This is a genomic window from Erythrobacter litoralis HTCC2594 (assembly GCF_000013005.1).
GTDB lineage: Bacteria > Pseudomonadota > Alphaproteobacteria > Sphingomonadales > Sphingomonadaceae > Parerythrobacter > Parerythrobacter litoralis_A.
In genome coordinates, this window is record NC_007722.1 from 254802 (window position 1) to 268531 (window position 13730).

Here is a 13730-nt window from a genome sequence, read left to right on the forward strand (position 1 = left end):
CTCTCAAGGCCCATCGTAAGGTTGCCGGCAAATAACGGCGGAATGAAATTGCCGCTCTCTCTGTGCTCACTCGTCGCTGCCGCCAGCGCCATCGGCCTTGCCGCCGAGGCGCCCGCTCAGGCGCGCGCAGCCGAATTCGCCCCGCGCGGCGGCCAGGAACTGCCGCCCTATCTGCAATGCGTGCCCTATGCCCGCGAAGTGAGCGGCGTCTCCATCTACGGCGATGCGCATACGTGGTGGGAACAGGCCGCCGGTCGCTATGAGCGCGGTAACGTGCCCAGAGTTGGCGCCGTCATGGCCTTCAGGCCAACCGGGAAAATGCGGCTCGGCCATGTCGCCGCCGTCAGCAAGATCATCGATTCGCGCACCGTGCTGCTCGACCATGCCAATTGGTCGCCGATCAACGGTCGGCGCGGGCAGATCGAGCGCAACGTCAGGGCGGTCGACGTGTCGCGCGACAACGACTGGAGCAAGGTGCGGGTATGGTACCATCCGCTGCAGGGTCTCGGCAAAACCGCCTGGCCGGTGCACGGCTTCATCTACAGCAAGGCCGTGATCAACCGCGAGCCCTTCGAACGAGACATTGCGCCTCAACCGCCGGTGCGTGTGGCCATCGCGAAGAAGCCATCGCGCGGTTTCATGAGCGCATTTGCCGATGTCGGTCGCCACAAGGCCAAGCAACCCGCGCACACCGCCGCGCATGTGCATCGCCCGCAGCGAGCGGCGAAACCGATAGCTGAACGCAGCACCGCGGTTCAGCAACCTGCCGACCCGTTCGCGGCTATCGTGTCGAAATACGATCCGGCGCGCTAAACGCCGCCCCGGCCCAATTCAGCCCTTCTTGGCGACCGGCGGATTGTCGCCGAGATCCTCGTACCAGGCCTCGACCTTGCCCTTCAGCTTGAGCGTCAGGGGCTGGCCTTTGCGGTCAACGGTCTTGCCGGCCTGTACCCGGACCCAGCCTTCAGAGACTGAATATTCCTCGATATCGGTGCGCTGGCGCCCCTTGAAACGGATACCTACGCCTCGCTGCAAGGCCTCGGCGTTGAAAGCCGGGCTGCGCGGATTGACGGACAGGTGATCGGGGGGCGTGTCGGCTGCCGCGGCAGCGTCGTTCGTTTCGTTTTCGCTCATGCCGCTGGCCGATAATTCGCGCAGGGGGCTGTGGCAATCCTCTTGCTGACTCAGAGGCTGCGCTGGCGATCCGGCGGGGTCTCGTCGGGATGCACGCCGGGGTGATCGGTGTCTGGAACCGGCGGTTCGATCTCGTCGGGGCGGGGATCCGGCTGATCGGGGTTTGGTGTGACGGGCGTCTCGGGCGGTGCAGACGGCTCGATGCGGTCCGGCGCCGGATCAGGGGTCGTGGCCATGGTCTATTCCTGTCCGGATCGGCTGGATGAACGGTTGGGCCGCCCAAGCGTTTCTTCGTTGCGCCAGGAAACGAGCGGTTTGGCAGCGTTCATGTCCGCCGCAGACCCTTCCTTCGGCGTCAGGTCGCCTTCTTTGGGGTCATGCGTCGCGAGATGCGCGCCCGGCGTTTGCGTCTTGCTGAAATCTTCCACGACGGTCTCCTCTCGGAAATTAAACTGCCGGACGGCCCGCCAAGTTCCGTCGGTTCGTCGCATCCGTACCTACAGCTTGCCCTTTTTGGCGAACCCCATTAGAGGCGCGCCTTCAACGCGGTGCACTGCGGTGCAACGCGCGGCTTCGTTCGGGTTTGCGGGCGTGGCGGAACTGGTAGACGCGCTGGTTTTAGGTACCAGTATCGAAAGATGTGGGGGTTCGAGTCCCTTCGCCCGCACCAGTCCGCCGCCGTAGGCCTCCACACAGAGCATTATTCGAAAGAGCGCAAAGACCAAACGTTATGCAAACCAAAGAGACCACGAATGAGGGCCTCAAGCGCGCCTACAAGCTGACGCTGACCGCCAAGGAAATCGATGCCAAGATCGACGCCGAGGTGAAGAAAGTCGCCCCGCAAGTGCGGATGCCGGGTTTCCGCCCGGGCAAGGTGCCGGCCAATCTGGTCCGCAAGATGCATGGCGAGCAAATGCACGCGCAGGTCATCAACGACTCGATCCGCGATTCGGTCGATGCGTTGATAAAGGAAAAGGAACTGCGTCCCGCGATGCAGCCCAAGATCGACCTCAACGAGGATTACGAGCAGGGCAAGGACGCTGTCGTCTCTGTCAGCCTCGAAATTCTGCCGAAGGTCGAAGCTCCGAGCATCGATGACCTGAAGTTGGAGCGGCTGACCGTTCCGGTGTCGGATGAGCAGGTGATGGAAACCATCGAGCGCATTGCCGGCCAGAACAAGAGCTACAAGGATGCCGCCAAGACCAGGAAGGCTGCTGACGGGGACCAGCTGATCATCGACTTCACCGGTTCGGTCGACGGTGTCGAGTTCGAAGGCGGCAAGGCCGAAGATGCCCCGCTGGTACTGGGATCGGGCACCTTCATCCCGGGCTTCGAAGAGCAGCTCAAGGGCGTGAAGACGGGCGACGAGAAGACCATCACGGTCACTTTCCCCAAGGATTACCAGGCCGAGAACCTGGCTGGCAAGGAGGCCCAGTTCGACGTCAAGGTTAAGCAGGTGAAGGTCGAGACCGACACCACGATCGATGACGAGTTTGCCGCCAACCTGGGCCTAGAAAACCTCGACAAGCTGAAGGAATTGATCCGCGGCCAGCTGGAGCAGGAAACCAACGGCCTGACCCGTACCGCGATGAAGCGTTCGCTGCTCGACCAGCTCGCCGCCGGGCACGATTTCCCGGTGCCGGAAGGCATGGTCGACGCTGAATTCGAGCAGATCTGGAACCAGCTGCAGCAGGAAGCCGCGCAGGAAGAAGACCCGGACAAGGCGCTGAAGGAAATCGAAGCCGAGAAGGACGATTACCGCGCGATCGCCGAACGCCGCGTACGGCTGGGCCTGCTGTTGTCGGAGATCGGCCAGGCCAATGGCGTCGAGATCAGCCAGCAGGAAATGTCCATGCTGACGATGCAGGCGGCGCAGCAATATCGCGAGGAAGATCGCGAGCGCTTCATGCAATTCATCCAGCAGGATCCGATGGCCGCGGCCCAGCTGCGCGCGCCGCTGTATGAAGACAAGGTCGTCGACTTCCTGTTCGACAAGGCCGAGGTCACCGACCGCGAAGTGACGCGCGAGGAACTCGAAGCCGCGATCGAAGCGGAAGCCGAAGAAGAGAAGAAGCCGGCTGCGAAGAAGAAGGCTCCGGCCAAGAAAGCCGAGCCCAAGAAGGCTGCTGCGAAAAAGGCCCCGGCCAAAAAGGCACCCGCGAAGAAAGCCGCTGCCAAGGACGGCGACGAGAAGCCTGCCGCCAAGAAGGCGCCCGCCAAGAAAGCCCCGGCAAAGAAGGCTTCCACCAAGAAGCCCGCCGAGAAGAAGGCTCCGGCAAAGAAGCCAGCCGCGAAAAAGGCTCCGGCCAAGAAGCCTGCTGCCAAAAAATAAGCGCTCCTAGAGGGAAATTCAGCGCCGCCGAGCCCCGGGGTTCGGCGGCGTTCCCTATTGGTCGACCCGCCCTTCGACGGCGATCCGCTTCTGGTCGGGCGTCAGGCAATCCATCGTGTGTTCCTGCCCGCGATGGACATGCGCCTTACGGATTTCGATCCAGCGCATGAGGCCGGCGGAAGAAACGCCGTGAATGACGATGGAGGCGAGGATGGTGAAGCTGACGACCGCCCACAGCACGTCGATCTGCGCGAAGTCGGCATTGTTCTGCCCATAGGCGAGGTAATAGATCGACCCCATGCCGCGTATGCCGAGAAAGGCGATGGCGACGCGGCCGGGCAGGGGCAGGTCGCAGAACGCCTCCGAAATCAAACCGCCGATCGGGCGGATGACGAAGATCAGCGCCAGCCCGATCAGCACTCCCGGCCATGTCAGCGCCGACAATACCCCGCTCGCCAGCATGCCGCCGAAGGCGAACAGCACGCCCACCAGCACGATCTTTTCGATCTGGTCGATGAAGTGGTGGCTGATCTTGTGATAGCGGCTGGCGTTCTCGCGCTGCCTCGCCGTGACGGCGCCCACGAAGACGGCGAGGAAGCCGTAACCTTCGACGATCTCCGCCAGTCCATAGGCCGTCAGCAGCGTGCCCAGGACGATAAGCCCCTCGGACGTCGAATATTTCAGCGGCGCATCGTCGTCTTCCTCCGCTTCTGTCTCGGCAATGTTGTCGATATCGCGCTCGAAGACATACCAGGCCCCGGCACGCCCGACCGCATAGCCGACCGCTATCCCGGCAAAGATGCGCCAACCGACATCGAGCGCGAACCATTCCAGCGTCCATCCGCCGAGCGCGGTCATGCCGACGGCGGCGATGGCAAGATAGGTAAAGGGGAAGGCGAGACCATCGTTGAGGCCGGCCTCCACGGTGAGGCTGAAACGCACATCATGCCGCTGGTTCTCGCCCGGCGGCCCGACCTGGACGCTGCGCGCCAGCACCGGATCGGTCGGCGCGAGGCATGCGCCGAGCAATATCGCACTCGCTGGTGCCAGGCCGAGTCCCCACCACCCGAGCATGGCGACGCCGACGATCGTGATCGGCATGGCGATCGCGAGCAGCGGCCAGATCTGGCGCCAGTTCTGCCAGGTGACCGGGCGGTCGATGGCGATCCCGGCACCGGCGAGAGACGCAATCACGATGAACTCGGTGACATATTCGAGCGTGATCGCATCGAAGGCATCGGCGGTCGGGTCGATGCTCGGCAGGCCGAGCGGCAGGGCGAAGGCGGCATAGCCCAAGCCCACATAGATGATCGGCAGGGACAGATAGCGGTCCGACAACCACCGCTCGAGGCCGACGGAGAGAATTAGCCCGAGGCCGAACAGGGCGAGAATGATAATCCGCGGGTCGAGATCGAGCATACCCGCTATTAACGCAGATTAACGCTCCGGGGTCCACGGACGGAATGTCGGGACCGGCAGTTCGGCCATGCGGATCCTTTCATAGGCGCTGCCCGCCTTCAGCACGGCGTGATCTTCCCACTTCGCGCCGATGATCGAAAGCCCGACCGGCAGGCCTTCGACTTGGCCCATCGGCACCGTCAGGTGGGGATAGCCGGCAATGGCCGCCGGGCTGCCGAAGCCGATCGAACTGTTGAAATTGTCTCCCACCACCAGGTCGCTGACCCAGGCAGGGCCGCGAGTGGGCGCGACGAGGAACTCGACATCGAAATCGGCCAGCAGCCGGTCGATCGTTTCCTCGCCCGCAATGCGGACCGCGTTTTCGCGCGCGGTTTCATAGGCCGCGGTGTCGGTCGCTTCGAGCGCCTGTTCGAACAATTGCTGCCCGAACCAGCGCAGCTCGGCTTCGCCAGCCGCTTCATTGCCCTCGACCAGCTCCTGCAGGCTGCGCGGCAGCAGCGCATCGCTGGCCCGGTTGCGCGGCAGGGCTTGCAGGTAGGCATCGATTCCTTCGCGGAATTCGTAGAGCAGCACGGCAAAGCTGTCGCGGAACATCGCACGGTCGGGGTTGAACTCGATATCGACCAGCACCGCGCCAGCGCGCTCCATGTCCGTCAGCGCCTGCTCGAACAGCGCGGCGACATCGGCGCGATTGCCGATCTGTTCGCGCATCACGCCGATACGCACCCCGGCGAGGCCGGCGTCGAGCATTCCCTCGGTGAAATCGACCTTGCGCGCGTCGGCTTCGGCGGTCACCGGGTCGAGCGGGTCGCTGCCCGTCATCGCGTTCATCAGCATCGCCGCGCGGTAGGTGTCGATGGTCATCGGCCCGGCGGTGTCCTGCGTCGCCGCGATCGGCACCACGTGCGTGCGGCTGACGAAACCGACCGTGGGCTTGAAACCGACGATCCCGTTTATCGAGGCCGGGCAGGTGATCGAGCCGTTCGTCTCCGTCCCGATCGCGCCCCACGCGAAGCCCGCGGCAATCGCCGCGCCGCTGCCCGAGGACGAGCCACAGGCGTTGCGGTCGGTCGCGTGCGGGTTCCTTGTCAGCCCGCCGACCCCGCTCCAGCCGCTGGTCGAATCGTCGCCGCGGAAATTGGCCCATTCGCTGAGATTGGTCTTGCCGAGTATCACGCCGCCCGCCGCGCGGATGCGCGCGACGAGCGGGGCATCGCGGCCGGTGGCATTGTCGGCGAGGAGCAGGCTGCCAGCCGTCGTCGGCATGTCGCGGGTCTCGATATTGTCCTTCACCAGCACGGTCATCCCGCCGAGCGGCAGGCCGGCCGCTTCGGCGGCGCGCGCCTGCGCGGGCGCGGCGGGGTTGACCACGATGACCGCATTGAGCTCGGGCCCGGCATCGTCAAGCGTGGCAATCCTTGCCAGCTGTTGCTCCGCCGCCTGTTGCGCCGCGCTGGTGCCGGGCAGCGGCGGCAGACCGGCGGCCTCCTGCGCGAGGACAGGCGCGGTGAGCGTCAGGGCGATCAGCGGTGCAAAAATCTTCATCGCGCGGCAGAGTGCCACCCCTGCGGTACGATGCAAGGCCTTAGAAGCTGCCGCTGACGCTGAAGCGGAAGATCGGCCCGATGCGGCGGTCGCGCACTTCGCGGAACAGGATCGGCGCGCCCGGCCGGTCGCCGGCGAAGACCGTGCGTTCGAACTTGTTGCGCGCGCCGAGCACGTTGCCGTAGCTCGCATTCACCGTCAGCCCGAACACGTCCTTGTGCTCGACGAAGACGTTCATGAAGGTCGGCCCCTCGTAATCGCGGCCCACTTCGCGCCGACGCGAATAAGGCGCGTTGTCGGCAGTGAAAATACCGCTGCCCCAGGCCCAGTCGCTGTTCGGTATGTCATGGCGAAAATCCACGTCGAGCAGGGCATTGAGGTCGAAGGAGAAGGGGCGGTTTTCGCCGGTGAAGGGATCCGTGATGTCCATCCAGCGCTTGATCGCGCGGATTTCCAGCCGCGCGCCGTCAAAACCGATCGGCTCGCCTTTGAGCGTGGTGTTGAGCTCGGCATGGAAGCGTTTGGCGTTGCCGATATTGCCGCGCGCCTCGCCGCCGAGCGGAAGCGGGAAGAAATCGACGAAATCCTCGAACCACGCCTGCCGCAATTGCAGCTTGGCAGACCCCCAGGCGCCCAGACCCTTGTTGACTTCCAGTTCGACGTTCCAGCTCTGGTCGGGCTGCAATTCGTTATTGCCGCCGTTGATATTGTCGTTGTTGAGCGAAACGCTGGCGAGGAAGTCGCCGAAGGAGAGCTGGCCAACGCTGCGCCGCACCTCCAGCGTCATGTCGAAATCGTTTTCCGGCTTCCACGCCAGCGAAACCGAACCCTTCGGACGCTGGAAACTGCGCGAATTGGCCGCCGAGCCGGTCTGCTCGATCTTCGAGTATTCCATCCCGCCGCTGGCCTGCATCGAAAGCTTGGATGTCAGCTGCCTGGAGAAGCTCAGGATGCCTTCGTAGCGATCCTCGGTCACGCCGCCGGTGCCGGCAGGGAAGGCAAGTTCGACGAAATTCCCGCCGGCATCGAGTTCGAACAGGCGCGAGGCACGGTCGAGACGGTTGAACGCGGCCTCGCCGGACAGCTGCCAGTCCGCCGACCACATGTTCCAGCCATATTCGAACCGCCCGATCCGCTCGCCGGCCTCGTTGACCTGGTCGAAACGGAAGCCGGTGGATTGCCTCCCGTCGCTGAACGCGTCGACGACACTGCTGGTGAAGTTGTCGCGTTCGAAACGCTCCAGCCCGATCAGTTTGAGCTTGCCCGGACCGAAAGGAAACTCGATATCACCCCCAATCTCGTATTCGGGCCCGTCTTCGCTGCGGCGGGCATCGCGAGTGCGCACAAGACCGGTCGGATCGGTGCCAGTCTCCGGCTCGAGTGCGGAGAAATAGTCCTCGCGATAGCTGAGGTTGAGGTTGGCTACCGTCTCGCCGCCGAAATCGTAAGTGAAATTGGTCGCCAGCTTCGGATTATCGAACTTGCCGGAAAACTTGCTGAACTGTTCCTCGATCAGCGCGCCATCGGCGTCGGTGATCAGCGTCGGCCCGTCGGCACCGAAGCGGTTGTTGTCGTTCGACAGTGCGACCGTGTAGTCGAGCGCGCCGCTGCTGCCGGTCAGCGAAACCTCGCCCCCGTAAAGCTGCGCTTCGGTGTTGTAGGCGCGGAAACCGCTGCGCCAGGTGAACTGGCCCGACGTGCCGGTACTGCTGGTGACGATGTTGGCGACCTGGCCCGACAGGCCGGGAATATCCAGCGTCGTCCCGTCGAGAATCTCGATCCGCACCACGTCGGCCGCCGGAATGCGCTGCAACTGGTCGCGCAGGCTGTCGGATTTGCTCGAGAACCGCTCGCCGTTGACGATCACATTCTGGTTCGCCTGGCCGAGTCCGCGCTGGCCGCGATTGCCGTCGTCGATGGTGAAGCCGGGAATGCGGCTGACCATGTCGAGCGCGTTGCGCGGTGCGAATTGTTCGAAATAGGCCGGCTCGAAAACCTGGCCCTGCGCGTCGGCCGCTGCGGGCGCAGGCGCGCTCGCGTCGTCCTCTTGTGCCGCTAGCGGCGTAGTCAGAAATGCACAAAGAGCAATGGTCGACACGCACGAGCGCGCTATGGGGGTATAAGCCAAAATTCCCGTCCCTCACGGCTTTCGAAGTGTGGGCTACCTTCAACAAAGCGATCGATTACAAAAGTAGTCATCGACCGAAAGCCGTTTCGTCCGGATTAGTGACATGCAATTCGTGCAACACCCGACGAAGCGCTTTTCGCCGGCGTCGAACGGCATATCTGTGCGAATTATCGCTGCAAATCAGAAGTTTCCGCTGACATCCAGACGGAAGATCGGGCCGATGCGGCGGTCGCGATCCTCGATGAACAGCACCGGTGCGGTGTCGCGAAAGCCGTCGAACACGGTGCGCTGGAACAGCTGGCGCCCGCCCAGGATATTGCCGAGCGTCGCTCGCGCGGTCAGCCCGAACAGGTCCTTGTGCTCGATAAACACGTTGGCGAAGGTCGGCCCGTCCTGTTCGCGCCCGATCTCGGCGGTGCGGAAATAGGGGCGGTCGCGATTGTATTCGATCCCGCCGCCATAGGCGATTTGCGAGCCGGGGATGTCGTGGCGGAAATCGACCTCGATCTCGCGATCGCGGCCGTTGGAGAAGTCGCGCAGCTCGCCGGTCAGCGGATCGCGCACTTCGCCTTCCTCGTACTCCAGCCGGATATCGAACTGCGCGCCGGTCCAGCCGATCGGCTCCATCTTGAGCGTCGTCGTCCATTCCATCTCGGTCCGCCGGGCGGAGGGAATGTTGCCGCGCGATTCCCCGCCGCCTGGCAGCGGGACGATATCGATTATGTCCTCGATCCAGCGCTGTTCGTAGAGGAACGTGGTCGACCCCCAGGCGCCGAGCGACTTGTTGACCTCGACGGTCACTTCCCATGTCTGGGAGGGCACCAGTTCGTTGTTGCCGGCATTGGCATTGTCATCGTCGAGGAAGACGCGGGCGAGGAAGTCGCCGAAGGAAAGCTGGCCCACGCGGCGTTCCAGCGTCAGCGTCAGGTCGAGGCCCTCGCCATTGTTCCAAGCCAGCGAGGCCGAGCCTTTCGGGCGGGCGAAACTGCGGGTGTTGGCCGCGCTGCCCGTCTGCTTGAGCGTGGAGAATTCGTAAGCACCCGTCGCCTGGAAACTCAGGCGGTCGGTGATCGGCTTGCTGACGCTGGCTGAGACCTCGTAGCGATCCTCGGTCACGCCGCCGGTGCCTGCGGGGAAGTCGAGCTCGACGAAATTGCCCGCCGCATCGAGTTCGAACAGGCCGGATACGCGGTCGAGCCGGTTGAAGGCGGCCTCGCCCGCGATCTGCCAGTCCGCGCCCCATAGCGGGAAATTGTACTCGGCCCGCCCGATCCGCTCGCCAACCCCGTCGTTGCGGGTGAAGCGGCTGCCGGTCGGCAGGATCGTGAAATCGTCGAATGTCGCGACGACCTGCTGGCTGAAATCCTCGCTGTCGAAGCGCTCGACCCCGATCAGCTTCACTCGCCCCGCGCCAAGCGGGAAGGACACATCGCCGCTGATTTCGTACTCGTATCCATCCTCGCCCGTGCGGATGGCGCGCAGGTTCGGATCGATCAGCGGCCCGGTGAGCGCTTCGTCTTCGTTCCGCCGGAAATAGCTGCGCGCGTAGGTGAGGTTGAGCGTGGCGGAAACATCGTTGCCGAAATCGTAACCGAGATTGGCGGTCAGCGTCGGCTTGTCGAAGGCGCCGACAAACACTGTGTCCTCCTCCTGCAGCAACGCCCCGTCGCCATCGACGATCACGGTCGGCCCTTCGGCCCCGAAACGGTTATTGTCGTTCTGCAACGCCACGGTGAAGGCGAGTGCGCCGGTCTTGCCCGCGATCGATATTTCGCCGCCATACCATTCCGGATCGACCGCCGTCGTGCGGGCGCGGAACTTCCATTGGAAAGAGCCGGCAATTCCCTGCAGGTCGACGACGACATTGGCGACCTGGCCGGAAAGGCCGGGCAGGTCGAGGCTGGTGCCGTCGACGATTTCGATGCGCAGCACGTCGCTCGCCGGGATGCGCTGTAACTGACTGCGCGCGCTGTCGCTCTTGCTGGACAGCCGCTCGCCGTTGACGATGACGTTCTCGTTGGCCTGGCCCAGCCCGCGGCCGCCGTCGCCACCGCCGCCTCCGCTGATCTGGAAGCCGGGAACCTGCTCGATCATGTCGAGCGCAGTACGCGGAGCGAATTGCGCAAAATACTCAGGCCCGTACACCTGCCCCTGTCCCGTACGGGCGACGGAGCCGGCGGGCGGCTCGTCGGCTTCCGCGGTTGTCTCGTCGGCTTGCGCGAGCGCTGCCGCAGGCGCGAGTGCGGCCAGCGCTGCGCCGAGCAGTAGAGAGCGGAAGGTGCGGGGTTTCAAGTCTTGCAGTCCAAACAGAGGCCGGGGCGCGTGCCCTAGCGCCATCCATGTGGTTACAAAAGAAATCATTCCCGATTGTTCCCGGCTCGCCTCGCCGGTGCGGCGGAAGCTGTTCACAGGCGAAGGGTTAAGGGGGTTGAACATCGCCACGCCACGGACAACATAAGTCGCCAACACCAAACCTATAGGAAGCCTTCCCGATGATCGATGTCCGCGAACAGCTTGGCGAAACCCACGGCACACAGGGCCAGTTCACCCGCGACCCGCTCACGGGCGCGCTGGTGCCGGTGGTCGTCGAGCAGACCAGCCGCGGCGAGCGCAGCTTCGATATTTTCAGCCGCCTGCTGCGCGAACGGATCGTCTTCGTGACCGGCCAGGTCGAAGACGGCATGGCCTCGTTGATCACTGCGCAGCTGCTGTTCCTGGAAAGCGAGAACCCGTCCAAGCCGATCAGCATGTATATCAACTCGCCCGGCGGCGTGGTGACGGCCGGCATGGCGATCCACGATACCATGCAGTATATCAAACCCAAGGTTTCGACCGTCTGCATGGGCCAGGCCGCCAGCATGGGCAGTTTCCTGCTCGCGGCGGGCGAGCCGGGGATGCGTGTTGCGCTGCCCAATGCGCGGATCATGGTCCACCAGCCGTCGGGCGGCGCGCGCGGCATGGCCTCCGACATCGAGATCCAGGCCCGCGAAATCCTGCGCATCCGCAAGCGCATGAACGATCTCTACGTCAAGTATACCGGCCAGAAGCTCGCCGACATCGAAAAAGCGATGGATCGCGACACCTTCCTCGAAGCGGAAGAGGCGATGAAATTCGGCCTCGTCGACAAGGTTTTCGAGACCCGTCCGGAGAATGAAGGCGGCGACAAGGAAGAGGGATCGGGCGGCGCGCCCGAGTGACCCGGCAGGCGCGGGGGCGTTAACCCCTGCCGCCGCGGTCCGCCCCAGCCCGGGACAGGGCATCGCAAGATCGCGGTAACTGCGGCCCTACAGGCGAATGTTAAGGTGGCCGTGCTATAGGCGGTGGTTGTAATCGCCGCTATGAACGATACATTCCGGCGAATCCCCTGAGCCCTCCGGCCCGGGGCCGGAAAGCTTAGGATATGACGAAATTGAGCGGAACCGATAGCAAATCGACGCTGTATTGCAGCTTCTGCGGCAAGTCGCAGCACGAAGTGCGCAAGCTGATCGCCGGTCCGACCGTGTTCATCTGCGATGAATGCGTCGAGCTGTGCAACGACATCATTCGCGAAGAAACCAAGGCCGGCCTGACCGGTCGCAAGGAAGGCGATGTTCCCGCGCCGTCAGAAATCTGCGCGACGCTCAACGATTACGTCATCGGCCAGGACCGTGCCAAGCGCGTGCTCTCGGTTGCGGTCCACAACCATTACAAGCGCCTGAAGCACAGCGGCAAGGCGGATGGGGTGGAACTGGCCAAGTCGAACATCCTGCTGGTCGGGCCGACCGGTTCGGGCAAGACGCTGCTGGCGCAAACGCTGGCGCGCACGTTCGACGTGCCTTTCACCATGGCCGATGCCACCACACTGACCGAGGCGGGTTACGTGGGTGAAGACGTCGAGAACATCATCCTCAAGCTGCTGCAGGCGAGCGACTACAATGTCGACAAGGCGCAGCACGGCATCGTCTATATCGACGAGATCGACAAGATCACCCGCAAGGCGGAAAACCCCTCGATCACCCGCGACGTGTCGGGCGAGGGCGTGCAGCAGGCGTTGCTCAAGCTGATGGAAGGCACGACCGCTTCGGTCCCGCCGCAGGGTGGCCGCAAGCATCCGCAGCAGGAGTTCCTGCAGGTCGATACGACCAACATCCTGTTCATCTGCGGCGGCGCGTTCGCCGGTCTCGACAAGATCATCGCCGACCGCTTGCAGAAGCGCTCGATCGGCTTCGGCGCACATGTTGCCGACCCCGATAAGCGCAAAGTTGGTGAACTTCTGGAAAAGAGCGAACCGGAAGATCTGCTCAAGTTCGGCCTGATCCCGGAATTCGTCGGCCGTCTGCCGGTCATCGCCACGCTGCACGATCTCGATGTCGATGCGCTGGTCACGATCCTGCAGGAACCGAAGAACGCCATCGTCAAGCAATACAGCAAGCTGTTCGAGCTCGAAGATGTCGAACTGACCTTCACCGACGAGGCGCTGCAGGCGATCGCCGAACGCGCGATCCTGCGCAAGACCGGCGCGCGCGGCCTCCGCTCGATCGTCGAAGGTATCCTGCTCGACACGATGTTCGACCTGCCCGATCTGGACGATATCAGCGAAGTCGTGATCGACGCCGACGTGGTGGAAGGCAAGAAAGAGCCGATCCGCGTCGTGTCCAACGATGATGACGGCAAGAAGGAAGAGGCGGCGTAGGCCTCGGTGCTCGAGATTGTCACTGTTGCCGCAGTGACGATCGCCCTCCTCGTCGGTTCTGGTGTCTGGACGAACGCCAGATACGCGCGGTTTGACCAAGTTCCGGCACACTACGATGTGGGGGGCCGTGCGACCAGAGTGGCCCCACGCTCGTTCATGGCATGGTTCCTGCCGGTGCTCTTTTCATTCAGCATGTTCGGTGCAGCCGTGCTGTTCTGGATCGTCCCGCCGGAAATGCAAAACGGCGATCCGATGATGGGCATCCTCATTGCCGCTGCCTCGCTTCTCGGCGGGCAAGGCTTCGTCCTCTGGCTTCTGAGCAGGTGGGCGCGGGAGCAGGATACCGGCGAGCGTTAGCCCGCTTGTCCATTCGCAGCGTCAGTCCGTAGCCCCCCGCTGCGCAGTCGGGCGCTCGGTGCCTTCGCCATAGCGCCGCCATTTCTCCACGCTGCTCGCGTTGACGGGCGGGCGCACCTGGACCGAACTCGCCGTCGCGTCCG

General features: G+C 63.8%; 12 protein-coding genes and 1 tRNA gene. 6 read left to right on the forward strand and 7 right to left on the reverse strand.

Annotated elements, in window-relative coordinates; genetic code table 11:
* The first annotated feature begins 42 nt into the window (after nt 1-42).
* A complete protein-coding gene (locus EL2594_RS15595) occupies nt 43-813 on the forward strand; it encodes a CHAP domain-containing protein (RefSeq protein WP_011413186.1) in 771 nt (256 codons plus the stop codon).
* Nucleotides 814-831: 18 nt separating this feature from the next.
* On the opposite strand, the gene EL2594_RS01085 is transcribed toward EL2594_RS15595, so the two are convergent.
* The 3 genes from EL2594_RS01085 to EL2594_RS01095 are packed head-to-tail and all read right to left on the reverse strand — an operon-like array spanning nt 832 to nt 1562.
* Nucleotides 832-1134 carry a DUF3297 family protein gene (locus EL2594_RS01085; protein WP_011413187.1) on the reverse strand — a complete coding sequence of 101 codons (303 nt, stop codon included), beginning with the start codon at nt 1132-1134 and terminating at the stop codon, nt 832-834.
* Between the two features lie 50 nt (nt 1135-1184).
* On the reverse strand, nt 1185-1370 hold the full coding sequence (locus tag EL2594_RS01090) for a hypothetical protein (protein ID WP_011413188.1): 186 nt from the start codon (nt 1368-1370) through the stop codon (nt 1185-1187).
* Between the two features lie 3 nt (nt 1371-1373).
* The gene (locus EL2594_RS01095) at nt 1374-1562 is read right to left on the reverse strand and encodes a hypothetical protein (protein WP_011413189.1); all 189 of its coding nucleotides are present in this window, start codon (nt 1560-1562) and stop codon (nt 1374-1376) included.
* 157 nt (nt 1563-1719) lie between these two features.
* Between EL2594_RS01095 and EL2594_RS01100 the strand changes: the two genes are divergently transcribed.
* Together EL2594_RS01100 and tig are read left to right on the forward strand one after the other, a co-directional pair.
* Nucleotides 1720-1804, forward strand: a tRNA-Leu gene (locus tag EL2594_RS01100).
* Between the two features lie 60 nt (nt 1805-1864).
* Nucleotides 1865-3466 carry a trigger factor gene (gene tig / locus EL2594_RS01105; RefSeq protein ID WP_011413190.1) on the forward strand — a complete coding sequence of 534 codons (1602 nt, stop codon included), beginning with the start codon at nt 1865-1867 and terminating at the stop codon, nt 3464-3466.
* Between the two features lie 54 nt (nt 3467-3520).
* Here tig and EL2594_RS01110 read toward each other — a convergent pair whose 3' ends face one another.
* From EL2594_RS01110 to EL2594_RS01125, 4 genes are all read right to left on the reverse strand, one after another.
* A complete protein-coding gene (locus tag EL2594_RS01110) occupies nt 3521-4885 on the reverse strand; it encodes a cation:proton antiporter (RefSeq protein WP_011413191.1) in 1365 nt (454 codons plus the stop codon).
* A gap of 18 nt (nt 4886-4903) precedes the next feature.
* Nucleotides 4904-6430 (reverse strand): amidase, encoded by a 1527-nt coding sequence (locus EL2594_RS01115; protein WP_011413192.1) that lies wholly within the window; start codon nt 6428-6430, stop codon nt 4904-4906.
* A gap of 40 nt (nt 6431-6470) precedes the next feature.
* Nucleotides 6471-8528 carry a TonB-dependent receptor plug domain-containing protein gene (locus EL2594_RS01120; protein WP_011413193.1) on the reverse strand — a complete coding sequence of 686 codons (2058 nt, stop codon included), beginning with the start codon at nt 8526-8528 and terminating at the stop codon, nt 6471-6473.
* Between the two features lie 210 nt (nt 8529-8738).
* Nucleotides 8739-10850: a TonB-dependent receptor plug domain-containing protein gene (locus tag EL2594_RS01125; protein ID WP_011413194.1), complete on the reverse strand. Its 2112-nt coding sequence runs from the start codon at nt 10848-10850 to the stop codon at nt 8739-8741.
* A gap of 200 nt (nt 10851-11050) precedes the next feature.
* Here EL2594_RS01125 and EL2594_RS01130 point away from each other — a divergent pair, with 200 nt between their 5' ends.
* The 3 genes from EL2594_RS01130 (at nt 11051) to EL2594_RS15260 (ending at nt 13587) form a co-directional block, all read left to right on the forward strand.
* The gene (locus EL2594_RS01130; RefSeq protein WP_011413195.1) at nt 11051-11755 is read left to right on the forward strand and encodes an ATP-dependent Clp protease proteolytic subunit; all 705 of its coding nucleotides are present in this window, start codon (nt 11051-11053) and stop codon (nt 11753-11755) included.
* Nucleotides 11756-11958: 203 nt separating this feature from the next.
* Nucleotides 11959-13230: an ATP-dependent Clp protease ATP-binding subunit ClpX gene (gene clpX / locus EL2594_RS01135; RefSeq protein WP_011413196.1), complete on the forward strand. Its 1272-nt coding sequence runs from the start codon at nt 11959-11961 to the stop codon at nt 13228-13230.
* A 6-nt stretch (nt 13231-13236) separates the two neighbouring features.
* Nucleotides 13237-13587 carry a DUF1648 domain-containing protein gene (locus EL2594_RS15260; RefSeq protein ID WP_155805915.1) on the forward strand — a complete coding sequence of 117 codons (351 nt, stop codon included), beginning with the start codon at nt 13237-13239 and terminating at the stop codon, nt 13585-13587.
* The last annotated feature ends 143 nt before the right edge of the window (nt 13588-13730 follow it).

Excerpts from the sequence above, each read along its gene's own strand:
- EL2594_RS15595 (WP_011413186.1), top strand. The coding sequence starts at position 43 with ATGAAATTGCCGCTCTCTCTGTGCTCACTCGTCGCTGCCGCCAGCGCC.
- EL2594_RS01085 (WP_011413187.1), bottom strand. The coding sequence starts at position 1,134 with ATGAGCGAAAACGAAACGAACGACGCTGCCGCGGCAGCCGACACGCCC.
- EL2594_RS01090 (WP_011413188.1), bottom strand. The coding sequence starts at position 1,370 with ATGGCCACGACCCCTGATCCGGCGCCGGACCGCATCGAGCCGTCTGCA.
- tig (WP_011413190.1), top strand. The coding sequence starts at position 1,865 with ATGCAAACCAAAGAGACCACGAATGAGGGCCTCAAGCGCGCCTACAAG.
- EL2594_RS01110 (WP_011413191.1), bottom strand. The coding sequence starts at position 4,885 with ATGCTCGATCTCGACCCGCGGATTATCATTCTCGCCCTGTTCGGCCTC.
- EL2594_RS01115 (WP_011413192.1), bottom strand. The coding sequence starts at position 6,430 with ATGAAGATTTTTGCACCGCTGATCGCCCTGACGCTCACCGCGCCTGTC.
- EL2594_RS01130 (WP_011413195.1), top strand. The coding sequence starts at position 11,051 with ATGATCGATGTCCGCGAACAGCTTGGCGAAACCCACGGCACACAGGGC.
- clpX (WP_011413196.1), top strand. The coding sequence starts at position 11,959 with ATGACGAAATTGAGCGGAACCGATAGCAAATCGACGCTGTATTGCAGC.